Annotated in this window: 18 protein-coding genes and 4 tRNA genes; 3 read left to right on the top strand and 19 right to left on the bottom strand. The window is 61.6% G+C overall.

The features are described 5' to 3' along the window. Nucleotides 1–95: 95 nt before the first annotated feature. Nucleotides 96–536, top strand: a complete 441-nt coding sequence (locus tag B5F33_RS03265; RefSeq protein WP_087410364.1) for a MarR family transcriptional regulator — start codon at nucleotides 96–98, stop codon at nucleotides 534–536. Continuing rightward, nucleotides 533–1330 (top strand): DUF6198 family protein, encoded by a 798-nt coding sequence (locus B5F33_RS03260; RefSeq protein WP_204214377.1) that lies wholly within the window; start codon nucleotides 533–535, stop codon nucleotides 1328–1330. Before B5F33_RS03265 ends, B5F33_RS03260 begins: the two co-directional genes overlap by 4 nt. Before the next feature lie 95 nt (nucleotides 1331–1425). Here B5F33_RS03260 and B5F33_RS03255 read toward each other — a convergent pair whose 3' ends face one another. After that, nucleotides 1426–2463, bottom strand: a complete 1038-nt coding sequence (locus tag B5F33_RS03255; RefSeq protein WP_158095299.1) for an alpha/beta hydrolase — start codon at nucleotides 2461–2463, stop codon at nucleotides 1426–1428. A gap of 192 nt (nucleotides 2464–2655) precedes the next feature. On the opposite strand from B5F33_RS03255, the gene B5F33_RS03250 reads away from it, so the two are divergent. Next, nucleotides 2656–4623, top strand: a complete 1968-nt coding sequence (locus B5F33_RS03250; RefSeq protein ID WP_087410362.1) for an FUSC family protein — start codon at nucleotides 2656–2658, stop codon at nucleotides 4621–4623. An 85-nt stretch (nucleotides 4624–4708) separates the two neighbouring features. Here the strand turns inward: B5F33_RS03250 and B5F33_RS03245 are convergent, their stop codons facing one another. From B5F33_RS03245 to B5F33_RS03160, 18 genes are all read right to left on the bottom strand, one after another. Then, the gene (locus tag B5F33_RS03245) at nucleotides 4709–5989 is read right to left on the bottom strand and encodes a lysylphosphatidylglycerol synthase transmembrane domain-containing protein (protein ID WP_087410361.1); all 1281 of its coding nucleotides are present in this window, start codon (nucleotides 5987–5989) and stop codon (nucleotides 4709–4711) included. A 1142-nt stretch (nucleotides 5990–7131) separates the two neighbouring features. Continuing rightward, a tRNA-Glu gene (locus B5F33_RS03240) sits at nucleotides 7132–7208 on the bottom strand. A 3-nt stretch (nucleotides 7209–7211) separates the two neighbouring features. Beyond that, a tRNA-Gln gene (locus B5F33_RS03235) sits at nucleotides 7212–7285 on the bottom strand. A gap of 296 nt (nucleotides 7286–7581) precedes the next feature. Beyond that, nucleotides 7582–7658: transfer RNA gene (locus B5F33_RS03230), tRNA-Glu, on the bottom strand. A gap of 128 nt (nucleotides 7659–7786) precedes the next feature. Then, the gene (locus B5F33_RS03225) at nucleotides 7787–9223 is read right to left on the bottom strand and encodes a glutamate-cysteine ligase family protein (protein ID WP_087410360.1); all 1437 of its coding nucleotides are present in this window, start codon (nucleotides 9221–9223) and stop codon (nucleotides 7787–7789) included. 166 nt (nucleotides 9224–9389) lie between these two features. Continuing rightward, complete coding sequence (locus B5F33_RS03220) at nucleotides 9390–10049, bottom strand: ATP-binding cassette domain-containing protein (protein WP_087410359.1); 660 nt, start codon at nucleotides 10047–10049, stop codon at nucleotides 9390–9392. Continuing rightward, on the bottom strand, nucleotides 10046–11137 hold the full coding sequence (locus B5F33_RS03215; RefSeq protein WP_239284719.1) for an ATP-binding cassette domain-containing protein: 1092 nt from the start codon (nucleotides 11135–11137) through the stop codon (nucleotides 10046–10048). The genes B5F33_RS03220 and B5F33_RS03215 overlap by 4 nt, the downstream gene beginning before the upstream one ends. Next, entirely contained in the window at nucleotides 11134–12057 is a 924-nt protein-coding gene (locus tag B5F33_RS03210; RefSeq protein ID WP_087410357.1) for an ABC transporter permease, read from the bottom strand. Before B5F33_RS03210 ends, B5F33_RS03215 begins: the two co-directional genes overlap by 4 nt. Continuing rightward, nucleotides 12047–13015, bottom strand: coding sequence for an ABC transporter permease (locus B5F33_RS03205; protein ID WP_239284717.1), 969 nt, complete (start codon nucleotides 13013–13015; stop codon nucleotides 12047–12049). The genes B5F33_RS03210 and B5F33_RS03205 overlap by 11 nt, the downstream gene beginning before the upstream one ends. 102 nt (nucleotides 13016–13117) lie before the next feature. Further along, on the bottom strand, nucleotides 13118–14758 hold the full coding sequence (locus B5F33_RS03200) for an ABC transporter substrate-binding protein (RefSeq protein WP_239284715.1): 1641 nt from the start codon (nucleotides 14756–14758) through the stop codon (nucleotides 13118–13120). Nucleotides 14759–14919: 161 nt separating this feature from the next. Further along, the gene (locus B5F33_RS03195) at nucleotides 14920–16350 is read right to left on the bottom strand and encodes a CCA tRNA nucleotidyltransferase (protein ID WP_239284713.1); all 1431 of its coding nucleotides are present in this window, start codon (nucleotides 16348–16350) and stop codon (nucleotides 14920–14922) included. A gap of 220 nt (nucleotides 16351–16570) precedes the next feature. Then, on the bottom strand, nucleotides 16571–17503 hold the full coding sequence (locus B5F33_RS03190; RefSeq protein ID WP_087410353.1) for a 1-phosphofructokinase family hexose kinase: 933 nt from the start codon (nucleotides 17501–17503) through the stop codon (nucleotides 16571–16573). A 134-nt stretch (nucleotides 17504–17637) separates the two neighbouring features. Beyond that, nucleotides 17638–19341 (bottom strand): phosphoenolpyruvate--protein phosphotransferase, encoded by a 1704-nt coding sequence (ptsP, locus tag B5F33_RS03185; RefSeq protein ID WP_087410352.1) that lies wholly within the window; start codon nucleotides 19339–19341, stop codon nucleotides 17638–17640. A 131-nt stretch (nucleotides 19342–19472) separates the two neighbouring features. Continuing rightward, nucleotides 19473–19736, bottom strand: a complete 264-nt coding sequence (locus tag B5F33_RS03180; RefSeq protein WP_087410351.1) for an HPr family phosphocarrier protein — start codon at nucleotides 19734–19736, stop codon at nucleotides 19473–19475. 208 nt (nucleotides 19737–19944) lie between these two features. Continuing rightward, the gene (locus B5F33_RS03175; RefSeq protein ID WP_158095298.1) at nucleotides 19945–20493 is read right to left on the bottom strand and encodes a fructose PTS transporter subunit IIA; all 549 of its coding nucleotides are present in this window, start codon (nucleotides 20491–20493) and stop codon (nucleotides 19945–19947) included. 137 nt (nucleotides 20494–20630) lie between these two features. Further along, entirely contained in the window at nucleotides 20631–21569 is a 939-nt protein-coding gene (locus B5F33_RS03170) for a glycosyltransferase family 2 protein (protein ID WP_087410349.1), read from the bottom strand. A 70-nt stretch (nucleotides 21570–21639) separates the two neighbouring features. Beyond that, nucleotides 21640–21716: transfer RNA gene (locus tag B5F33_RS03165), tRNA-Arg, on the bottom strand. Nucleotides 21717–22012: 296 nt separating this feature from the next. After that, on the bottom strand, nucleotides 22013–24013 hold the full coding sequence (locus B5F33_RS03160; protein WP_087410348.1) for an S-layer homology domain-containing protein: 2001 nt from the start codon (nucleotides 24011–24013) through the stop codon (nucleotides 22013–22015). Between the last annotated feature and the right edge of the window lie 62 nt (nucleotides 24014–24075).

The following is a 24075-nucleotide window of genomic DNA, read 5'->3' as shown; positions in this document are numbered from 1 at the left end:
AGTCTGCCCGGCATGCGCTTGACAGCGCCAAGTTGGTTTGTATACTAACCGTTTGTATTCAAACAATTGATACGGCAACTAAAAGGGCGTGTCACATGATCGCAGACTCCGTACACCACCTGCTGCTTGTAGCGTTTTCGCGGTCGAACCGCGCCATGCTCACGCGCACCCGCGCGCTCGGCCTCCTGCCGGGCCAGCCTAAAGTGCTCGAACAGCTGCATGATCACGAAGGATGCACGCAACAGGACATTGCACGCGCCTGCGCCATGGACAAGTCGACGGTGACAAGCGTCGTTTCCCGCATGGTCGATGCAGGCCTGGTGGAACGCCGCTCGCGCAAGGATGACCGCCGCGTGTCGTCGCTCTACCTCACCGACGCCGGCCGCTCTGCAGCGGACGAGGTCATGGCGATTGGAGCCAAGGTGGACGCGACCGCCGCGCATGGCCTTACGGAGGAAGAGCGAGCGGAGCTTGTACGCCTGCTGAGCCGTGTCATCGAGAACCTGTCGAGCGACGAAAGCGAGGGACGTGCATGATGAGGGATGCTGCGGTATATGAGGAGGTCGACAGCGGGGCGATGCAAGCCTCCGCCGACCACCAGACGGCGGAGGCCCACGGTCACGCGCCCGCTGCGGCGAACGGTAGCGACACCGCACGCCAGCGGCTCGTCGCGCGCTACGTGTGGTTTGTTCTCGGCGTGGCCATCAACTCGTTCGGCGTCGCATTCATCACCAAGGCGGCGCTCGGCACCTCCCCCATCTCGAGCATCCCCTATGTGCTCGACCTTGCATTCGAGCCCACGTTTGGCGAGTTCACCTTCGTGCTCAACATGCTCTACATCTTGTTGCAGGTGGCCATTTTGCGCCGCGACTTCAAACCGGTGCAGTTCCTGCAGATCGTGGTGAACGTGATCTTTAGCGCGCTCATCGACGTGAGCATGTCTTTCCTTGTGTGGCTCGACCCCCAGACGCTGCCGCTGCAGCTCGTGTCGCTTCTTGTCGGATGCGCGATCTTGGGCCTTGGCATCGCCATCGAGGTTGCCCCGAACGTCATCACGGTCCCCGGCGAGGGAATCGTGCGCACCTTCTCGGCGGTAACCGAAAAGCCCTTTGGTACCTGCAAGGTCGCCTTCGATGTGACGCTCGTCGCCATCGCGTGCGTGCTCTCGTTCTTCTTCTTCGGACGCCTGAACGGGCTTGGCCTGGGTACCATCGTCTCCGCCCTGCTCGTCGGACGCCTTTGCAACTTTTATAACCTGCACGTGCCGCTTATCGCCCGCATCGCCCGACTGACCCGCTCGGAGAGCGGAGCCCCGCAGGAAGCACTCTAGGGAACACCAATCGGAGCATTTCGTGCCCGGTCCTGCCGTGCCGGACACGAAAGCCTTTATTCAGTGTTTCCCTAGCGAACACGGGGCCGGCGTCTCTACGCGAGGTGCCGGCCCAAAAACGCGCTCACGCGTCCCCAGTAGGCATCGGGGTTGGTAGCCGACGCCATGCCGTGGCCGGCCCCCTCCACCGATAGACGCTCTTTCTCTGGGCTCGCGCAGGCGTCGAAGACCTTATCGAGCATCTCGTAGGGCACAAAGGTGTCAGCCGTCCCGTGAATAAAGAGCATGGGCACCCGAGCTGACCGAAGCCTGTTCACCGAAGAAGCCTCCTTGAAGCCATACCCCGCTCGGCGTTTACACACGGCGCTTGCGGCGGAGAGGAACGGGATCGGCGGAAGATGCAGCTGCATACCGATCTGCACGGAAAACTCGTCCCAGACGCTCGTGTAACCGCAGTCCTCGATGATGCAGCGCACGTTGCCCGGCAGGTCCAAGCCAGACGCCATCATGACTTCTGCGCCACCCATCGAAACGCCGTAGAGAGCGATCTTCGCATCGGGGTCGCAGGTGACGATCAGGCCCGTCCATCCCAAAAGGTCCCAGGAATCAAGCCAGCCCATACCAACGTAGCGGTCCGCGTTGCGCTCGTGTCCGCGCGCGGCGGGCAACAGCACGTTGATGCCCGCTTTATGTGCAAGGTAGGCCTCTACACAGAGGTCTGACGGCTTGCCCGTGTATCCATGGCAAAAGATGCCGTACCGGCGCCCGCGTCCAAAATCGCTCCACAGCGCGTGGCGATCGGGAGACGCCCACACAGGGTCTGCCGGCAGCAGCCAGCCAAAGAGTACACCGCCGTCGCGGGCAGGCAGCTCGACGCTTTGCTTGGAAGCTTCGAACCATGAGCGCGCCTCGTCTCGGAAGGGGTCTCCCGTAGGGGCAAAGGAGTCGATGCCTCCCGCTGCCCCGGCGCCCAGACGGGCCATGATCGACTGTGAAGACGACGGGTTGAGCGCAAAGTCGAAGAGTGCCGAGCCGCTGAGAACGCGCACGCCGGCACCCAGAAGTGACAGAGCGCTTGTGAAGGCGCCCGCCAGGCCGTCCCCTTTTCGGTTCCTGTCATCCTGACCAGCCATGAAACCCCCGTTTCTCATATATCCGTCCCGCCACGTCGAGACGCAGACGACGGCTGCGGCAATGCATCTTGCCGCACGATGGGATAACTATACCCATGCTCCACGATAGGGCACCCACGTTATGAAACGGTGAATACATGAACAACGACATATGAAACGCCCGTGTTGTCCAGGCCGCGGTACGCTGTTGGTATGGAGGATTCTTCGACGACATCGAAACGGGCGGCCGTACGTGCCGCAGGACGACGCGTCTTTGACGCGCTGCCCGCCATCGTCGTATACATCGTCCTCTTTCTTGGCATCACCGCGTTGTTCGGCAGCGCCTACACCATGGTCGTATCCGGTGCCGTCTGCATCTTTCTGGGGCGCCGAAACCGGCGCAACTCCCCTGCTACCTGTCTTATTATCGGCATCGTCATGCTGGCGCTGTCTGCCCTCGCCTGGATCGCCTCGTGCCATCTTGTCCTCGGCATCGTGCTGAACCTGGTCGTGCCCTTCGTACTTGTGCTCGCCCAAAGCAACCAGTTCGTGCCAAAGGGGTATTTCGGCTATGTCATGACCTATGTGTTCCTTGAGCTCAAGCCGCTCGACTTCTCGACCTTCATGACGCAGATGGCCGCCGTGACCTTTGCTGCCGTGGTTCTGGGCGTCGCGCTTGCCGCCCATAGCGCCTGGAGGCTGCACCGCGAAAGCGACGAAGAGGTCTTCACGCGGAGTCTCGACACCTTGGCGGCGCTCCTTGACCGCATGGCCGCAGGAGAACGCGGGCCCGAGCTCCAAGAAGCATTCCTCAAGCTCGAGCGCACCTTCGACAATCTGAGCGTCACCAGCCATCACTTCCTGCGCACCTGGGACCGCCGGGAGTTCGTCTTCCAGATGTACGCGGAGCTCTTCCAGCGGGCCGTCTACCTCTTGGCAGACGATGAGTGGCAAGACGATCTGGCACGGCGCGTCGACCCCGACGTCATGCACGAGCTTGCGCTCCTGGTGAGGCAGGCCAATGCCGCGCAAACGCCCGAAGAGCTGCGTTCCATCGCCCGTATGGCCCAGATGGCGCTTGACGTGGTCGATGTACCCGAGAGCCGCGTGCGCGTCTTTTTCAACAGCTTCCTTCATGCGCTCGTGCTGATCCTGCAAATCCAGGCGGAGCCCCCTCGCAGGCCGACGGCGCGTCGCATTCCGTGGCGCGAGGTGCTCGACGACGCGTTCTTGCGCATGAACTTCGACGAGTTCGAGTTCCGCTTCGCCTGCAGGCTCTCCATCGTCACCGCTCTCACCTGCGCCATCAGCGCCGTCTGGGGCTACGAACACGTCTATTGGCTTCCGCTCAACGCCATCCTGCTTCTTATGCCCAGCTACGAGGAGAGCGCACACCGCATGCGCACCCGCCCGGTGGGAACGATCGTAGGCGGTGCGCTTGCGCCTTTTATCTCGCAGCTGCTTCCGGGAACGGCGAGCGTCTTTACCGTGTCGCTGGTGCTGATCTCCATCCTGTACTGCTGCACGCCGGGAAGCTGGGTTCAGGCGATGCTTGCAACCATGTTTGCGCTTCTCATGAGCTCGCTCACCATGAACGCGACGACCGCCGCCTCCCTCCGCATCCTGTTTGTCGCCTTAGCCGTAGCGGTCGTGTTGGTGGTCAACCGTTTTGTGGTCCCCTCTCCGCGCGACCGGATTTTCGAGGGAAATCTGCGCGAGCTCACACAGCTTATCCGCGGATACTGGGCGACCGTGGCCCGAGGCACGCGCGGATCCACGAGCATGCGCGCCGCAGGAGAGCAGCTGGCGCGCTTCCATCTGGTCTACGCCGCTGCCGCATCCTATGTCAGGGAGCTGGAGGACGAAGCCGAGCGGCAGCGGCAGCGCCGTGGACTCTCGACGCTATGGCATATGTTTTCCGAGGTGGAGCAGGTGGAACACTTGGTTCTTGCCGAAGACCTCAGCGAACACGACCTCGAAGCGCTTCGACGCTGCGCCGAGATTCTCGAGACCAGGCCGCACCCCACCAGCTCCCATGAACTGCTCCAGGAGCTTGCCCGCACCATGGATAGCGAGAGCCTCTCGTTCGCGCTGCTGCACTATCTCGATCATGCGAGCGCATTCGAACGCGACGTTATCGAGGGAAGCGTTCAGACCTCCGGTGCCTCATGCGCCCGCTAGCACTTTGGCTCGGGCATCCGGCGCCTCATGCCCCTCAGGCATCCAACGCCCAACGTCCCTCAAGTCACAGCGTCCAACGCCCTCGTTAATCCTTTGAGCTGGGCTTCTGGCGACGAGCCATCTTGCTCGGGGACACGGTGATGCCGTCCGAGGTTTGGCGCACCGTGGTGCCACGGCGACGATGGCGCTCGGAGGACTCCTCGCCTTGGGATGCATCCGCGCGTGAAGCCCCGCGATTGTTCTTCGAACCCTTCAGACGACCCACGAAGCGGTCCCACCGAGCATGAATGCTCGCGTTGCGAGCGCTCTTCAGGCCCAGCAACGGCGCCGCGAGAATGGTCGGTGCAATGAATGTGATAAGACGCCAGAGCAGGTAGCCCGCGGTGGCAGCGCTCCCATAGAAATGACCCAGAAAGAGCGCAAATCCGCCTTCGGCGCCACCGGTACCACCCGGCAGCGGAACCGCCGAGGAGAGCAGCTGCACAAACGCCGACGCCGCCATGACGGAGAAGAAGTCGACGTCGTGATGGCCAAAGGCAAGCATGAGGAAGTACGGCACCAGGTAGAAGAAGCCGAGCTGCATCATGGTGATAACCACCGTTAACGCCATCGACGAGAGGTGGCCCGCCGAGAGCTTGAACTTCTCTGAGAATGAATAGACCTCGCCGTCCACGAAATCACGCCAGCCATCGACCTTCTCCGTTGCAACGCCCAGACGTGCAAGGAGCGAGATGAGCCAGTGGGCGACTCGAATCACCATGCGCGGCATGAGCGCGATGGCGAAGATGAGCAGCAGGATACAGACGTGGCCGCCGAAGCTGAAGACGCTGATGAGCGTAATGTCACCGTATTGCTCGGTGAAAAACGGCATGCGCGCGATGAGCAGAATCGCGCACCACACCACGAGGCCAAACTGGTAGACGATAAAGCGGGTAAACTGCGTAGCGCCTGCCTCGCCCACGTTCTGGCCGGCCTTGGTAAGGCGGTAGATCTGAGCCGGCGTGGAGCCCATCTGCATGGGCGTCAGGTTTCCGAAGAAGATACCGCTCGCCTCAACCGAAATGAGGTCGCGGATGCCGACGGGCGATTCAGGGTCGAGCCACACGGCAATCGCGTAGGCGGCGATACCAAAGATGAGGTAGAGCAGCATGCAGATGCACGCGACAACAAGCCACGGCACCTGGACGCTCTGCATAGCGGCCCAGAACTCGGCCACCTGCCCCGATACCACCAGATAGACAACGAACGCCAGAAGCGCCACGCCAATGAAGATGGCGCCGCGCCGCGCGCTCTTATGGTCGTCGCCGCCGGCAGGAGCGGCATCTACCTGGGTCTTTACGGCGGTATGCTTTGGAGAATCCGACATGGTGCTCCTCATCGTAGGCCGGGCAGCGCCCGACCCCCGTCATGGTCTTCGTCAGGTCACATTGTAGGATATCGGAGCGGCCACTCCATCCGATATTAGACGTGCGGAAGAACTACAGACCAAGGTGTAGATAGCGGGGCGACTGCGGGCGGCACACTTGGCATGAGGGAGCATGTGGTGCCCCCCATCACGGTCGTATGTGTGGCATGAGGGGTCTCCCCGCCGCACGGTGGTGCATGGTCTCCGCGCCCCTCGGCTGGACCGGAATTGCGGCACATAACACGGTCTGAAAACGTTGTGCGGCAATTCACACGCATGGGACACCTTTTCGGGGGGTCGAGTGTGCGTTTTGCTACAAAACTCGACTCAAGCGTGTGGATTGCTACAAAAGAGAAGGACCGATTCACTCGTGCGGTATTAGTAAGACAAAACGTGTGTCCGAGTCATCCCCGTCACGAGTACTTGCTGACGATTCATCAACGCTCAGTAATTCACCGGAATCTGCCCCGATTCTGGAGCAAAACTGAGCCTCGGCGAAAAAAGTGGTCGTCGATGCTCAGTCGGTATGCCCTGCCCATCTCCTTGGCATGCGATATGACCGTTTCAGCGACTTGTGAATGCAGATTGTTAGCAGTTGCCACACCGACGTTGCGAGTCACACCAACGTGGGCTGCGGGGCATACCCATGGTTGTGGGTTCTAGGGCAAGAGGGTGCCTGATTTCGCGCTGCTCTCGCGATCTTTGCCGTCTGGAGAAACTCGTTTCGTTTTTATGCAGTTGTTTTCGGAATTCCCGAGTAGACCGCCCTTTCAAGCCTCTGAATCCTGCGGGTTTGTTGACGGAATCGGCCGTCTACTCGAGGATTCCCAAACTAACTGCATAGAACCGAAACGAGCTTCTGACGATCTTTTAATAACCCATCGTTTCTGACGCCGAAATCCGCCCTTGGGCCGTCAGCGTATAGGGGGCGAGCGTGGCCTATCCAGGACGCAATCGATGAGATGGCCCACACGCTACATTGGCATGGCCTATTGTATGGACCACTTTCCGCGTTGATATGGCATCTGCCAAAAACGGGTCAACCTGTTCAAGAGACAACGAACCCCCGAGGTAACGTGCCTCGAGGGTTCGAATAAACTCAATGGTAGCCCGTACCAGATTCGAACTGGTGATCTCCGCCTTGAGAGGGCGGCGTCCTAAACCGCTAGACGAACGGGCCACATGGCTGGGATGGAGGGAGTCGAACCCCCATTGACGGAACCAGAATCCGCTGTCCTGCCATTAGACGACATCCCACTGGCACACAAAGCATTGCCGCTTTGCGCAAGAAAGTATATTACGTGAGAGCCGTTTCTCGCGCAAGTCCCTATTTTAAAAAAATTAGACCCATACGGTTAGCGTGCGGTTCACCCAAAACGTTCGCCTGTGATTCACACAGGCGTGCAAGGCTGTGGCCTTCCCTACGCCGAGGGAGAACTTTGCGGATCGCATGGTAATAGACTCGGACGACGACAACCTCGCATGTTCCACCCTGCTCAAAATGAAACGAACTCCCGAAGACGACAGCCCTCGGGAGTTCGAAAAGTCTCGGATGGTAGCCCGTACCAGATTCGAACTGGTGATCTCCGCCTTGAGAGGGCGGCGTCCTAAACCGCTAGACGAACGGGCCATGTGCATTGAGGTCGGTGCCTCCTTGCAGCTATGCATAATACGGGAAGCACATGCGGCCGCGCAAGAGGGAATTTCAAGAATCTTCGAGTTGTGGCTATCTCATGAAGACACCCGATAGCACGGCCGTTATTCCAGGCTCTTCGCCAGCATCTCCGCCGAGGCATCGCGCGGAAGGCGACGCCACCGCCACAGATGCTCGAGCATTTCGACTCCCTCAAGGTCGAAGTCGCGCGCGGCATCCGAGTCACGCAGCACCGGCACATGGCTTGAAGCACCATCGCCCGCGCCCACACCCGTGCAGCCGGCTCCATCGGCAATATTCTCGCGGGCGATATCCACCAGCACCTGCGTCATCTCAGTCACCGGCACGCCGTAGACCCGCGCGCCCCATCCTTGCTCCTCCAGATGAAGCCGCGCCGATACCGCGTCGTTCTCATCGACACCCTCAAAACCTTGAGGCATCCAGGTCGACAGACGGCCCGCCAACTTTGCCTCGAGGCACTTATCGTAGAACAGCGCCCCCGTGAAGCTTGTGCATGCCGCTGCAAGCCGAGGCGGCAGCGAGTCCATCTCGCGTAGCTCCACAAAGCCTTTGAGGCGCACGTTGGGAAAGACCATCGACAGCAGATGGAATAGCTCAGAGCGCGTAAGCGGCCGCTCGGACATGATGTCGCGCGTGTAGCGATTGCCCGTCGACGTGGTCACATGATGCTCGTCGGTAAAGAGAATCGGCTTGACCGAGGACACCCACAGGATGTAGTCCTCAAACGACAGGCCTTCGAGCGCGCCTGGGACGATGCCGCACCGATCGACATCGACGTGGTGCCAAATGCGCGACCGCACCATACCGGGGGCAGGCTTGCCTCGAAAAACCGGGGCGTTGTCAAACAGAAAGGCGAAAACCGGTCCCAGAAGCGTAGCCATGCGATAGATGCGCTTGGCGTCGTCTTCGCTCTCGTAGTCCAGAGATACCTGCGTAGACGCGGTGCACCGCATCATATCGCGCGCATAGCGCCCCCGACGGGACAGATAGGCGTCCATATCGGCGTAGCGCTCCTTGGGAATCAGCGGAAGCTCGAGCGGGCTTTCCACAAAGGGGTCGTATCCCACAGCGACCAACGTGGCGGAAAGCCCTATGCGCTCAAGCGCGCATGCGACATCGCGATCGAACTGCTCGACGGCTTCATACAGGGCGTGGACGGAGTGAGCCGGGCCCGCAGAAATCTCCAGCTGTGCCGCCGGCTCCAACGAAATGTTGGCAGAGACGGGCTCCGAAGAGGTCTCCACCGTATAGGAGAGCCCCAACAGATGTCCGTCGATCACGCTTGGCTCAGCGTCGGGATGAAGGTCGACGAGCGCATGCAGCAGGGCGCCCACACCTCGTTCACCCTCGAAAGGCACCGGATGTCCCTGCCCGTCGACAAGGATACGCTCGAGCTCAAAGCCGATCTTTTTACCGTCAGGCTCCTTGTCCCCGCCTTCAAGCGTTGCGATAAGCGCATCGAGATTCTCGCGAAACGCGCCAGTAAACGAAGGAATATGGGTACAGGTCTGAGATGCCATGCATGCTCCTTAGCGTTGGGTCTAGATGCATGGTACCCAACTTTTCTGCAGGAATGCCAGCGGAAGACGACCCAAGCGCCCATCATCAAACGCCATGCCACACGGACACACGAACAAGCAGCCGACAGGACTCAACCGCTCCGAGCGCCAAGTCGCGCGCGAGCGGCTACAGCCGGACGCGTCGCGTGGCCACGCGGTTGAGAAGCTCGGGAGAATGTGAGACCACCACGAGTCCCATCCCCTGCTCTTCTGCCACCCCAATGACCTCTTGCCACACGCGCGCCTGCGTAATCGCATCGAGCATGGCGGTCATCTCGTCGCATATGAGATAGCGCGGACGCGATAAGAGCGCACGGACGATGCAGAAGCGCATGAGTTCGCCACCGGAGAGCTCGTGCGGCAGCCGCGAAAGCCATTCCTCGCGGATGCCGAAGCGCTCCAACAGACCAGAAGCTCGCGCCTCATCGAGCCCCTGCTGCGATGGAAGGCCCTCGACAAGCGTCGCCCCCATGCGCATGAGCGGATCGACCGCCTGCTCCGGATGCTGCCAGACAAGCTGGACCGGAAGCGGCGCGAGCCGTCTTGCGGAGCGATTCCCAAGGCGATTGCGGCGGAAAAGGCTGTTCAGCGATACCCCATCCACAGCGATTGATCCATCCTGGGGTTCAAGATACCCCGCGAGCAGACGGCAGAGCGTGGTCTTGCCCGCGCCCGAGGGCGCCTCGAGCGCGACGCGCTCCCCCGCGTTCACGACCAAGTTGAACTCGGTAAAGAGCGGCTGCCCCGGCACATAGGAGAAGCTGATGCCATGCGCCTCCAGACTCATGCGTTGCCCCCTATCGTGTCGTGGTCCGCCTTGACTGGCCGGTGCGAGAGCTTCGCGTCGGCACCGTCGCTTCCCTCTCTTTGAGGCACGGCGTCGAAAGGTCCTGCATCGTCAAAGGCGACAGCGTCAAAACCATGGCCAGGCATCGCGTGCCAAAGTGCCCGCGTGTACGGGTCGCGCAGCTGTGAGGGATCCTCGAAAGCTGCTGCGGGCGCCTCTTCGACAACCGTTCCGTCCCGGAAGACGGCAATTCTGTCGGCAACCCTCAGAGCAAGCTCGATATCGTGGGTAATCAACAGGACCCCACCGCCGGCGTCTGCGAAGGAACGCAGGTCATCGAGGGCTCGTACCGCCAGCTCAAGATCGAGGCCAGGCGTGGGCTCGTCGGCCACGATGAGGCGAGGGTCATCCAACAGCGCACAGGCAAGCAACACCCGGCGCGCCATACCTCCCGAAAGCTCGTGAGGATACTTATCTGCGACCTCGGGGGCAAGGCGATACTGAGCAAAGAGCTTGAGCATGCGCTCACGTCGTGCCGCGCGACGCCTCCGTCCAGAGGGACCTCTCCCACACGAACCAACGATCTGCTTCCCCACCCGCATGAGCGAATCAAGGTTGTTCACGCTCTGCGGAACAAGGGATATGCCGTGGCCACGCAGGTCGGCCAACTCGCGGGGCCCACACAGCTTGCCCTCGAACAGAATGCGACCGCTTACGCGCACGTTGCGCTCATAGAGCCCCAGGATGGCGTCGGCGAGCAGCGTCTTTCCCGAGCCGCTTGCCCCGACGACCGCCATGACCTCGCCCGCATGCACCGAGACCGACAGATCGCGAATAACGGGGCGCTCGATACGACGCGCGCGAAAGAACGGCTCACCGGGATCGTACATGCGAAAGGACACGTTGAGTCCTTCCACCCTCAGGAGGTGGTGGCCACCCGGATGAAGCGATGCCGCAGCGTGGTCGTGGCCATGGTGGCGTCCGGGGATCGGGGCCGCAGCTGGAGCGGCACCGCACGTCGACCCCGCATTGCCCTGCGCCTCGCGCACATCCACGGCCAGCGTCTCCTTCATAGCTTGCGCACTCACGCCTGGACCTCCTCGGGTGTCACCAAGCGCCGCAAGGACGCCCCGACGCGATCAAACAACAATACGACAGCCAGCAACGCCAGACCCGGAAACACCGCAAGCCACCATGCGCCCGAGGTGAGGTACGTCATGGCCTCGGACAGGATCACGCCGATCGCCGGCTGCTCCGGCGGAAGCCCGAACCCCAAAAACGTGATGGACGCCTCGTGGAGAATCGCATGGGGAAACAGCAGCACGAGTCCCACAAGGTACTGAGGCAGAATGTGAGGCACCAGATGGCGGGTCACCATGCGCGCCCGCGAGATGCCGAGCGCTCGCGAGCAAGCGATATATGGCTCTTCGCGCAGCTGCAAAAGCTCAGCGCGCAGCACGCGGGCCAGACTTGGCCAATGCGTCACCGCAATACCCACCGACACGCCAAGGGCGCCACGCCCCAGGGCGTAGCTGATAAGAATGAGCAGCACAAGGTGGGGAATCCCCATGACCACATCGATAAGCCATCCGATTACCGCATCTACGCGGCGCCCGCCAAGCGCCGCCAACACCGCCAACGCGATGGCGAGCACCGACGAGACCGCCGCTGCCCCCAGGCCCACCAACACCGACGTCGAAAGCCCCGCCAGCGTTCGGGCAAACATGTCGCGGCCCATCCAGTCGGTGCCAAACGGATGCGCGAGCGTGGGCGATAGATTGCGGGCAGAAAAATCGGTGACGGTCGCCGCGGGTTCGAGCACGCGACCCGCAATGACCACGGCAGCCAGCAGCACCGCAGTTGCTAAACATACTGCAAGCAACATGCGCCGCCCTCCCCATTCGCCACGATGCTCGGGCTCGTGGTATGTGACGCTACCCGCTGCAGGCGCCGGCGAGACGCGCTCTACGGCAGCGCCGCCGTCCGCCGTCGCGCGCTCACTCCACATGGGCAGCCACCCCCTTCATGCGTGGGTCGATCGCTCCGTACAGGAGGTTCGCCACCAAATTGCCCACAAACACCAGCGCGGCCGTCGCCAGGGCAATGCCCACCAGCAGCGGAGCGTCGCCACCCAGGCCCGCCGTTACCGCCGCCTGGCCAAGCCCCGGATAGGAAAACACCTGCTCCACCAGAATCGATCCGCCTACGATCTCGCCGATTTGAGCGCACTCAAGCGTCAGCGCCGGCAGCACGAGGTTCCGCAGCCCATGGCGCCGGACGCAGGTCCACGTCGACTCGCCGCGCGTTCGGGCAAATCTAACGTAATCGCTGCCCATGACGTCGACGGTCTTCTCACGCGTATGCAGCGCGATGTTTGCCACACCCGTAAGCGAAAGCACCAACGCCGGAAGCGCCGCATGGTAGAGCCTTGTGCCCATGCTCACGTCTCCAGTCGAGCCGATGGGCGCCGAAAACCCCAGGGGAAACCATCCAAGCCAGACGGCAAACACCATGAGCGCCAAAAGAGCAAGCCAAAACGTCGGCGTTGCCGACAGCACGTAGCAGTATCCCCGAATTACGCGATCGACCACGCTGTCGCGCTTCACGCCGGCGACGACCCCAAGCGCGCAGCCAATCACACCCGAGAGCAGCCACGACGTTGCTAGCAGCACCGCGGAGTTGGCCAAGCGCTCACCCACGACCTCGATAACGGGAGCGTTGAAGCGCAGGCTATCGCCCAGGTCCCCGCAGAGCGCATGCGAAAGCCACGAGATGTACCGAACCAGAACTCCCTGGTCCGAGCCCCAATATTGAGCCAGAAGCGCACGCCGCTCGGGGCTCATGGTCGCATAGGCAGCCTGCCCCACGTTGGCCTGCACCGGGTCGATCGGCGAAAGTCCCACAAGCAGGAACGTGAGGAAGCTCACGGCAAGCATGAGCAGCGCAAAGCGCACAACGGTTCGCACCGCCCAGGGCACCCTCAAATGCGGCAAACGTCGAAGCGCCCGGCCCGTCTTCGCGGCGTCCGTGTCCGACGTGTTCGATGAACCCTTTCCCATCGGGCGCATCTACGACCAGCTCCAGCGGTCGACGTTGTTCACAAGCGACCAGCCGTGGCCGTGCGGATGAGGCTTCTGCGCAGCCACGTCCAAGCCCTCACGCTTGAAGTACAGATGGTCGACGTTGGCAATCCATGCCCAGCTTGCGGCTCCCTGGGGAGCAAACCCGTCGACGCCATCCCACTGGGCGAGTTTCCAGTCGTCATATGACGAGGCCACATCCGGGCGGGCGAGCGCGTCATCAAGATGTCCGTCAATCCGCTCGCTCTCATATCCCGCGTAGTTTCCCCAACCCGTTGAGTAGTTGAGCGCATAGAGCTCGATAGGAGAATTCGACCCCCATCCCCACAGCACGGGCTGACGGTATTGGTTGGGATAGATCTCGTCCCAGCTGCCTCCCCGCGGCTGCGCTTCAATACCGATGTCGGCAAGCTGGTTGGAAAGCTCGTTTGCCATGGCCTGGCGCACGGAATCGTCCGACGCGTACCACACCTCAAACGAGGCGCGCACGCCATCCTTCTGGCGGATGCCGTCGTCGGACTCGCTCCATCCGGCCTCGTCGAGCAGCGACCGGGCGGCATCGCGGTCGAAATCGACGCGCATGTCATCGCTCGACCAGGGCATGCCATCACTCACGCTATAGGCCGGCTTTCCAAAACCCGACAGCACGCCGTCAATCATGCTATCTCGATCGATCGCCATGTTGATGGCACGGCGAACCGCATTTTCGCAGGTGACGTCGTTGCCCACCTCGTAGACCGTATCCCCCTCGACCGTCTTCTGACCGCCCGAAGGCACGCACGGCAGCGAGATGCCACGCGAATCGACCGTCGCGTAGTTCACCAACTCGTAGCCGGGATAGGACTGTCCAGCATGGGTCGCGTAGGTGAAGGCGATATCCACCTGTCCGGCTGCGACGGCAGCCAGGGCGGCATCCTCTTCCATAAAGACCACCACGACGCGCTCCATGATGGGAGCCTCGCCATAGTAGTCGGGATTGGCGGTAAAGATCGCCTGCTGGCCGCGGTCCCACCGCTCCAACAGATACCTGCCCGAACCGATGGGATGCTCGCCGTAGTTGGCGCCGTAGGCATGCGCCGGCACGATCCCCAGCACCGCCAGGGTATAGAGCAGCGCGTTGAACGGCTTGTTAAGGTGAAGCTCAACGGTCGTATCATCCAGCGCCACGGCCTCGTCCACCATCGAAAGGTCGGCCTCGGACGCAGGGTTGGCGATAATCGAATTCACCGTGAAGGTGACGTCCTCTGCCGTCAGGGGCTCGCCATCCGAAAAGCGCACGTCATCGCGAAGGTTGAACGTCCAGACAAGGCCGTCATCGCTGCACGAATAGCTTGTGGCAAGGTCGTTGACAAACTCCAGGTGCTCGTCGGTCGTGATAAGCGTGGACTGGATGAGCGGCTCGTGGACGTGCTCGCCGCAGCCCCAGGCGATAAGTGGGTCGAAGCCCGCAGCAGGCTCGCTCCCCGCATTCATGGCAACGACCACCTGCGTCGTGGAGCCCTCCGCCGACGCACCCGCCCCAGACCCTGCGGACGTCGATGCGTTCGAGCAGCCCGCAAGCCCACCTGCGAGGGCTGCACCCAACATGCTCAGTCCCGCTCCAGCGAATGCCCTACGCGTGAGTTCCACGTTCGTCCTCCCCAAGTGTTACGAATCACTCAAAAAGTGTTACGAAGGGAGAGGATACCACAGGAGCGCACATATACGGCGATTCGCACGCAATGTTACAAGCGCGCGACGGCAGGCTGCGCCGGGCAATCGACAGCCGCCAACGTGCGCGTCAAATACGATCACCCGAGGCCGAGATATGCCAGCAGAGACGCGGTGTCGTTTGTCGCCTTGCCGTCCATTACGGCATCGAGCGCCGAGGTGAGCAACTCGCCCACGCGAGGTCCGGGTGCCACGCCGGAAGCAATGATGTCGCGCCCTCCCAAAGCGAGCGTCCGGTTGTCATACGCCTCACCGGCCGCGACGAGCTCGCGCGTCTGGAGCCGCATGGCCTCGATATCCTGTACATAGTAGAAGCACGACGGAGCCTTGCCGAGCGTGTCGGCGCGTTTGAGGTCAAAAAGCAGCTCGACGAGTCGCGGAGCATCCGCCCCGCCCCGTGAAAGCAGATTGAGCATATGCAGCAAGTCTGTGCGACGAGGCCGAAGCGGACGATCGTGGAAGCGAATAAGCAGGCAGGCATCGCGTACGAGGTCGGCGGGAAGTGCCAGCCGGTGCATGATGCGCTTCGCCATCGCGCACCCACGCTCGGGATGCCCGTAAAAGTGTCCATTGCCGTCCTGATCAAGCGTAAACGTGCCCGGCTTTCCAATGTCATGGAGCAGCGCCGCCCACATGAGCGCAGCGGAGGGAGCACAGGGGGCTGCATCCTCGCCGCGCAGCGCAACCGAGCCCGCTTCCGCAAGAACGTGGGCGGTGTGGTCGTAAACGTCAAAGGCATGATAGCGACTATGCTGTTCGAAGCCTCGGCAGGCGGCAAGCTCGGGAATCGCCGCACACATAACCTCTGGATAGCGCAAAAGCGCATCGCCGGCGCGTCCCGTCGCAAGAATGCCGTCGAGTTCGATCCCCACGCGCTCCCGCGCAATCGCATCGAGCAGCGGGGCACAGGCCGCAAGCGCCTCGGCCGTCTTGGGTTCAATCGTAAAGTTCAGGCGACACGCAAAGCGAACAGCACGCAGCATGCGCAGCGCATCCTCCTCAAAGCGGCGACGCGGCTCACCCACCGCGCGAATCACCCCTTGCTGCAGGTCGTCTGCCCCTCCATAGAGATCCAAAAGCCCACGCTCGGGATGCCAGGCCATGGCGTTCACCGTAAAATCCCGGCGGGCCAGGTCGTCCTCGACATGCGAGGCATACTGCACGCTCTCGGGATGGCGCCCATCGCGATAGAAGCCGTCCAGTCGATAGGTGGTGACCTCGATGTGCTCCTCGCCTACAACAGCGGTAATGCCGCCGAACTTGATGCCCGATTCGATGACGCGAATACCGGCGCCCTCCAGAGCGCGCTCGCTTTGCTCCCAAGTGCCCGAGCAGCACAAATCGACGTCATGGCAGGGGGCGCCACGCAGAGCATCGCGAACCCAGCCTCCCACGAGCCATGCCTCAAGACCGGCTGCCTCGAGAACGCGCAGAACCGTTCGCGCCGCGGCGGGCACCTCGGTTCCGTTGAGTCGCGGCCATTCTTCGAGCCCCTTGCATGTATGCGTCACGCACCCACCTCCCTTCGTCGCAATCAGTATAGCCGAGCGACAAGCCAGACAGCGAGCCGGGCAGCAGGCTCGCGTCGGGGCTGCCCGGACTGCCCGGACAAGATCCATGCGCAGCCGCCCATCGCAAGAACAAAACGAAAGGGCGCCCCGAAGGCTTCGGGACGCCCTTGCTAACCGGTTCGTCGAAAACCGACCAACCGGTATGCAGACTGCTTTATAGCTACTCGCGCGGAAGCTTGCGGACGGCAATGCGCTTGCTGTACTCCTCCACGTGGCCGAAGTCACCCAGGCCAGCGCTCTCGCAGACGTTAGCGCCGGTAGCGAGGGCGAGCTTCAGAGCCTCCTCGACGTTGTCGCGGTCGTGGTACCAACCAAGCAGGAACGCGGCGAGCGTGCAGTCGCCGGCGCACACGGAGCTCACGAGCTTGATGTTGAACTCGCGCTTGGCGTACCAGATGTCCTCGCCGTTCGAGAAGTAGGCGCTGCCGCGGCTGCCCATGGTAAGCAGCACGTTCTGGACGCCAGCCTCATGGGCGAGCTTCAGGGCGCGGCGGGCGTCATCGTCGGTATCGATGGTCACGCCGAAGATCTCGCGCATCTCGTGGTGGTTCGGCTTGATCAGCAGCGGCTTGGTGGCTGCAAGGGTCTTGAGCTTGTCGCTCGAAAGGTCAAGCACCACGTCGGCGCCGCGGGACTTCGCATGGGCAACAACCTGGTCAAGGAAGTCCTTGGAGGCCTTCGGGGGCACCGAGCCGGAAACAATGAGGCAGTCAAGGTCGCCGGTGCTGTCGAGAATCTTGTAGAGCTCCTGCTCGTCCTGCGGGGTAATCGAAGGACCGGGGTTCAGGATGCCGTACTCGTTCTCGCCATCGTTGAAGTACGAATTGATGCGGGTGGTGCCGTCAATCCAGACCGGGCGGCAGAGGCAGCCCATGTTCATGGTCTCGTCAACGACATACTTGCCCGTAAAGCCGGCAAAAAAGCCCAGGGCAACAGAGTCAACGCCGAACTTCTTCAGCGCAAAAGAGACATCGAGGCCCTTGCCGTTCGCGGTGTAGACAGCCGAGACGGAGCGGATGTTCTCGTTGGGAACAAGCGCGGGGCACTGCACCGTCATGTCGACAGCAGGGTTCGCCGTAAGGGTATAGAACATAGGCCCATCCTTTCCTAGGGAACTGCAGAGCGCAGACGCGACCTACAGCGTACAACCAGAATGATTATACACGTCCGGGGCCACGTAGGCCCCGGACGCTGTGCAACCATTACATTGTATTGACCGCTTGGATGTTAGCGAGCAGCCTCCTCGAGGGCGGCCTTGACCTCCTCGGCGGTCTTAAGCTTCATGACCTTCTCCTCCAGAGCGTCGGCGTCGGCCTTCGACCACTGAGAGATGGCCTTGCGGGTCTTAAGGACGCTCGGCGCAGAGACCGAGAACTCCTCCATGCCCCAAGAGATGAGCAGCGGCGTAAGCAGCGGATCGGCTGCGGCCTCGCCGCACATGCCAACCATGATGCCCTGCTTGACACCGTTGACGATAATATTCTTGATGGCACGCAGAACCGCCGGATAGTACCAGCTGTACAGATAGGCGACCTTGTCGTTGCCGCGGTCGGAGGCCATGGTGTAGCCAGTGAGGTCGTTCGTACCGATGGAGAAGAACGCGGCCTCCTCGGCAAGAATGTCGGCGATGTTGGCGGCGGCGGCCGTCTCCATCATGATGCCGACCTCGATGTTCTCGTTGAACTTGTAGCCCTCGGTGCGCAGCTCTTCCTTGCACTCCTCGACGAGCGCCTTGACCTGACGAAGCTCCTCGACGCAGGTGACCAGCGGAACCATGATCTTGATGTCGCCGAACGCGCTCGCGCGCAGCAGGGCGCGCAGCTGCACCTTGTACTCCTGGGGGTTATCCAGGCAGTAGCGCACGGCGCGATAGCCCATGAAGGGGTTGTCTTCCTTCTGGAGATTCATGTAAGGAATCTCCTTGTCGCCGCCCACGTCGAGCGTGCGGATGATGACCGGAGCTCCCTTGAGCGTGGTCGCGACGGAGCGATATGCCTCGAACTGCTCCTCCTCGGACGGAAGCTCCTTGGCATCCATGAACAGGAACTCGGAGCGGAACAGACCGATGGCCTCGCAGTCGTGGTCGACAGCGGTCTTCGCGTCGTCGGGGTTGCCGATGTTGCAGGCAAGGACCTTCTTGTCGCCGTCGGCGGTGACGGTAGGCTTGCCGCGGAACGCCTCGAGGGCGCGCTTCTCCTCGGCAAAGACCTCGGCGCGCTCGCGGTAATCGCTGAGCATCTCGTCGTCAGGCTCGCTGATAACGTGGCCGTTGATGCCGTCGACGATGGCGGTCATGCCATTGTGCAGGGCGCCGCAGGCGTTGGAGACAGAGAGCACGGCCGGGATCTCGAGGGCGCGCGCGATAATGGCGGAGTGCGAGGTGCGGCCGCCGACCTCGGTCACGATACCGGCGACGTTCTCCTTGTCGATGGTCGCGGTCATGGACGGCGTGAGGTCGTGCACGACGATGATGCTGCCCGCGGGCAGAGCCGAGAGGTCGACGACCTCGCGGCCGAGGAGCTCGGCCAGAATGCCCGTGCGGATGTCGGCAATGTCGCTGGCACGCAGACGGAACATCTCGTCATCCATGCTCAGGAACATGTTCTCGAACATGGTGCTCGTCTCGACCAGAGCCTGCTCGGCGCACATGCCGCCGTCGATGGCGGAATTGATGCCGTCGACCAGACCGGGGTCCTGGGCCAGCATGATGTGGCCGCTCATGATCTCGGCCTCGTTCTCGCCGACCGTCACCTTCATGCGCTCAGCCTGAGCGTTGGTCTTCTCGCAGAAAACGTCGAGAGCTGCCTTGTAGCGAGCCTTCTCGGCATCAACGTCCTCAACGGCATGGGGCTCAAAGGACAGATCGGGCTCGACGGCGACGACAACGGTACCGATGCCGATGCCCTCGGATGCATTGACTCCCTCGTACATGAATGTTCCTCTCGTTTCAAAGCCTGATCATCAGGCCCGATATGAAAAAAGCGGGCGTCCACAACGTAGACGCCCGCGCTTGCTCCACTGAACTCAAAAGGATAAGTTCACCAAGAGGCTTGGCTGGCGAGTTACTCGCCGAGACCGCTCTTGATAAGCTCGATGGCAGCTGCAAGGGCGTCGGTCTCGTCGGCGCCGTCGCAACGAACCTCGACCTCGGTGCCGCAGGGGATGCCAGCAGCCATAAGGGCCATGGGGCTCTTGCCGTTGACCTCCTTCTCGGGGGTGACGACAGTCACGTTGCAGGAATACTTGCCCATAGTGGAAGCGAAGAGGCCCGCGGGACGCATGTGAAGACCCTGGGGGTTGACGAGAGTGACCTTCTCAGAAACCATATGTGACTCCTTTTCGAACATGTCCCGGCGCCGTGCACCCGCGGACACGATAAACGACGTACTTAGTTTAGCGCATCACGAGGTTGTTGGTACACGAGATACCGGTTGGCCGAAGATTCTTTGCCGTCGGCCGATGCCAACGCACCGTGAACGGTTGATTTGTGCAGGTAAACGCCATATGGCTCGACCATGCGACGGCACGCACCCTCTACTGAAGATGGCGGTTGACCTCAGCGGCGATCTCTCGGGGGTCGTCGCTGCGCCGCAGCATGCTACGGAAACGGCTATCCATAAGGGCCTCCGCCATGTTGGCAAGCATGCGCAGATGGTCGGTACCGGCCTGGTCCTCGGGAACGAGCAGCGCGACGATCACGCTTACCGGCTCGCCGTCCATGGTCTCCCAGGATGCAATAGCAGAGTTGCTTTTCGCCACCAGCACAGCACGCCTCTTGATGGTAGAGGCCTTCGCATGAGGGATGGCGAACCCATCCATCATGCCTGTGGTCCCCTCGTTCTCGCGCTGCAGGAACGCTTCCACCAGAGCCTGCTCGTCCTCGGCAATACCCAGCTCGACCGCTCGGGCAGAAAGCGCATGAAGCGCCCCGTCGCGACTGGTGAGCGCGCAACCAACCATGACGTCCTCGGGTGAGACCGGTCCGTCAGGCGAGCCAGACGGCTCGCGTGAAAGGAGCGCTTCCCCGTTTGCTTGGACATCCTTCGCCTTGAATGCACGCGCCACCGTATCCCAGATTCCCACCGCACACCTCGCTCCTCGTCGTTGCGACCGCGCGCCGGAAAGCTTCCCCCGCATGTCCGCGTAACGAGGGCATGTGGGGCGCCGGCAACACGAACGCTCTCAGTCTATGAGCATCATCTTACCAGCGCGGGCGGACACTACGAGCGGTGGCCGCGCTCCATTTCGCGATACACGGAAAGCTCCCATTGCTTGCGCTCGGTCTTTGCAACGTTATCCAGCACGAGGCCCGTCGCAAGCGATAGGCCACAGAGAAATACGAACGCAACCGCCAAAACCGCCGTGGGCAGGCGCGGGACCAGCCCTGTGCGCAGGAACTCGGCGATCACGGGGATGCCCAAAAGCAAACCGATCACGCCCAGCAGCAGCGCCACAAGACTAAAGAACTTGAGCGGCCGGTAATTCTTAAAGAGCGACGCAATGGCGAGTACAACCTTCACCCCGTCGGAAACGGTGGAAAGCTTGGACTCCGACCCCTCCGGTCGGTCTCGGTAGTCAATGGGCACGTCCTGGATGCGCCACCGTCGGTCGACCGCATGGATGGAAAGCTCGGTCTCGATCTGAAAGCCGTCCGAAAGGACGGGGAACGTCTTCACGAAGGTGCGTGAGAACGCGCGATAGCCCGTCATGACGTCCTCGAAGCCATACCCGTAGATGGCCTTGATCATGAAGCGCACGAGATTGTTGCCAAACCCGTGAAAGGCGCGCTTGTTTTCCTCGGCATAGCTTCCGTTTGAGAGGCGATCGCCCACCGTCATGTCGGCAAGCCCCTCCAGAATGGGATCGCAGAGAGCGCTGGCGGCGTCGGCAGGATACGTGTCGTCACCATCCACCATAAGGTAGCAATCGGCTTCGATGTCGCGAAACATCTGCCGCACCACATTGCCCTTTCCCTGGCGGGGCTCGGGGCGAACGACGGCGCCGCGCTCCCGCGCGATCGCCGCTGTATCGTCCGTCGAATTGTTGTCGTACACATATATGGTGGCATCGGGCAGTGCGCGGCGAAAGTCGTCGACCACCTTCGCGATGGTCACGGCTTCGTTGTAGCACGGGATGAGCACGGCGACGTTCTTGCTCATAGGCAGGTCAGCTCCCTGATCCTGGTTATCAAAAGAGCGCCCCGTCCAAGCGGGGCGCCCGCGTCTGCTCTGGTGCGCCATGGCGGATTCGAACCGTCGACCTTGGGATTAGAAGTCCCCTGCTCTATCCAGCTGAGCTAATGGCGCGAAAGGGCGGCGGAGCGGCGCTCCCGAGCCTCATCGAGGCCGCAGCGTCGGCCGTCAGCATGGCCATTATAGTCGAACCCAACACGCCCGGCCACCCGCCCTTATAAGCATCTATAACAAGCTTTAAGCAGGAATTGCCGCACGCCCTCCCCTACCAAAGTTCGGACCTTCGGCGTCCCTCTCTATAGCATGCGGCGAAGGGAGCCGTCATTTCGACATCCCTTCGCCGCGTCGATCTGGGCAGCATACCCCAAGCGCCTTCCCTGGCATGCGCCTCTTGTTCTTGGAAGCCCTTGCTACAGAACGTTCTTAACCAGGTTCACCGCCATGACGGCCATCTGCGCGCGGTTGGCATGATCCTGCGGACGCACCTCGCGACCCGATGGGGTCTCCACACCAGAGAGCAGGCCGGCGTCGACCGCCCAACCCATCGCAGAGCGTGCCCACGAGCTCACGTCTTCGGCACCGGAAATGGCATCGAGCGCCTTGCAGTTCGTCGAGACGTCAATGCGCTCGACCCGCTCGGCGTAGTTGCACAGCATCGTTGCAAGCTGCTCACGCGTCACGGGGTCGTTGGGACCGAAGGTGTTGGTCTCGCCATAGCCCGAAACCACGCCGGTCGCGCGTGCCCATCGAACCGCACGGTAGTAGAACTGCGACGTGTCCGTGTTGTCCAAGAAGTTGCCCGCGGATGCGGAGACGGAGGGCTCGTCCGCAAGGCGCCACAGAATCGTAACGACCTGGCCGCGAGTCAGCGTGTCATACGGCCCAAAAAGGCCTGTGTTGCTGTACCCCGTCATGATGCCCGAGTCAACCGCGTAGTCGAACTCGCCGCCGGTCACGTACCAATCGACCGGGCTTACATCGGACGGATACTCAAGGGCGTCGCGATACAGCAGCTGGATAAGAGATGCGGTCTCAGCACGTGTCGCTGCCTGAGTGGGATACAGGTAGTTCCTGGTCTGGGCCAAAACGTCGTCGAAGACACCGTAGGTCATGCACCAGTTCACCGCGTTGCGGGCATAGCTTGAAATGGAGGACACGTCGCGCAGTGTAGAAAGCGCGGAGGTGCCGTGCGCCACCAACGAAGGCCGACGCGTCTGTCCGAACCGCTGGAGGATAACAGCAAGCTGCTCATGGGTCACCAGGTCATTTGGCCCAAAGCGGCCATCGCCATAGCCTGTCATAAGTCCCGAATCCGAGACCCACGTGACGGCCTGGGTATAGAACTGCCCGGCCAAGACGTCCGCAAACGATACGGAGCTCTCTGTCTCCGGCTCTCCGCACAGGCGCCACAGAATCGTAGCGACCTGACCACGGGTCAGCGTGCCGTCGGGGTCGAACATGTTCGTGCCGCCGTAGACGCCCATGATGCCGTAGGTCGTCACAAAATCGTAAGCGCCCGAGGTCACATACCATTCCTCATCGTAGATATCGTTAGGCTGATCGGCCATCTCGAAGTCGATGTCCACTCGGCCGGAAATACCCGGAACGCTGCCGCTGCTCGTTGCCTGCCAGATGCTGTACTTACCCGTATACGTGCAGGAAGAATTCCACTGGGCAACCCAGCGATCCCAATTGTCAAAGCACTCGTCGGTCAGGCGGTTGTTGAACCATTGCAGGTTAGCGTAGACACCCACCTCGTAGCCATTCGCTTCGATGATGTCGCAAAAGGTCTTGGCGATGGCAGCCAACTCATCGTTGGAAAGGTCCGCCATCGAGCTATCCTCAAGGTCAAGGTAGATGGGATAACTGAGCCTGTAACCCCGAATCTGGCGCAACACGTGACGTGCCTCACTGGCAGCATGCTCAACGTCCGTCGCGTAGGAATAGATGTAAACACCGAAGGGAATACCCAGACGCGTACACTCATTGGCGTTGTACGTCCACATGGAGTCATCCTGGAATGCATAGTCATCACCATAGCCGCAGCGAATGATGGCAAAATCGACATCCGAAGCCTTGACCTGATTCCAGTCAATCGTACCCTGATGGTGCGAGACATCGATGCCCTTGCGAACGGCATTTGGAATGCGCTCGCCCACGTTGTTGTAGAACGATCCGTCGGACCCTTGCGACCAGGCGGCATTGTCGCTGAGCGAAGCTACACCCGTGGCGGTGGGGTCAACATCCTCTTTGAGCTCACCATTCTCGTAACGCCAGCTGTTTTCCAGCAGCGTCTCGCCGCCCTCGGCGGCATACGACACTGTAGGCAAAAGCGTCAGGCTGGTCACCAGCGCCAGCACAAACGCGGTCATCAAGCCCACAAGCGTCGCCCCCATACGTTGCTTTGCCATGATTGTTCTCCTTCACAGTCAAGGGGTGACGCACACGATTGTACCGGCAGGTCATGAACATC

This window comes from Collinsella sp. An2, assembly GCF_002160065.1.
In the GTDB taxonomy this organism is placed as follows: Bacteria; Actinomycetota; Coriobacteriia; order Coriobacteriales; family Coriobacteriaceae; genus Limicola.
Note: the sequence above shows the minus strand (reverse complement) of the source record. Positions and strands in the feature narration are given on the sequence as shown.

Bases quoted from the DNA above. Each gene is read 5' to 3' on its own strand.
- B5F33_RS03265 (WP_087410364.1), top strand. From the start codon at position 96: ATGATCGCAGACTCCGTACACCACCTGCTGCTTGTAGCGTTTTCGCGG.
- B5F33_RS03260 (WP_204214377.1), top strand. From the start codon at position 533: ATGATGAGGGATGCTGCGGTATATGAGGAGGTCGACAGCGGGGCGATG.
- B5F33_RS03255 (WP_158095299.1), bottom strand. From the start codon at position 2,463: ATGGCTGGTCAGGATGACAGGAACCGAAAAGGGGACGGCCTGGCGGGC.
- B5F33_RS03250 (WP_087410362.1), top strand. From the start codon at position 2,656: ATGGAGGATTCTTCGACGACATCGAAACGGGCGGCCGTACGTGCCGCA.
- B5F33_RS03245 (WP_087410361.1), bottom strand. From the start codon at position 5,989: ATGTCGGATTCTCCAAAGCATACCGCCGTAAAGACCCAGGTAGATGCC.
- B5F33_RS03225 (WP_087410360.1), bottom strand. From the start codon at position 9,223: ATGGCATCTCAGACCTGTACCCATATTCCTTCGTTTACTGGCGCGTTT.
- B5F33_RS03220 (WP_087410359.1), bottom strand. From the start codon at position 10,049: ATGAGTCTGGAGGCGCATGGCATCAGCTTCTCCTATGTGCCGGGGCAG.
- B5F33_RS03210 (WP_087410357.1), bottom strand. From the start codon at position 12,057: ATGTGGAGTGAGCGCGCGACGGCGGACGGCGGCGCTGCCGTAGAGCGC.
- B5F33_RS03190 (WP_087410353.1), bottom strand. From the start codon at position 17,503: ATGTTCTATACCCTTACGGCGAACCCTGCTGTCGACATGACGGTGCAG.
- ptsP (WP_087410352.1), bottom strand. From the start codon at position 19,341: ATGTACGAGGGAGTCAATGCATCCGAGGGCATCGGCATCGGTACCGTT.
- B5F33_RS03180 (WP_087410351.1), bottom strand. From the start codon at position 19,736: ATGGTTTCTGAGAAGGTCACTCTCGTCAACCCCCAGGGTCTTCACATG.
- B5F33_RS03170 (WP_087410349.1), bottom strand. From the start codon at position 21,569: ATGAGCAAGAACGTCGCCGTGCTCATCCCGTGCTACAACGAAGCCGTG.
- B5F33_RS03160 (WP_087410348.1), bottom strand. From the start codon at position 24,013: ATGGCAAAGCAACGTATGGGGGCGACGCTTGTGGGCTTGATGACCGCG.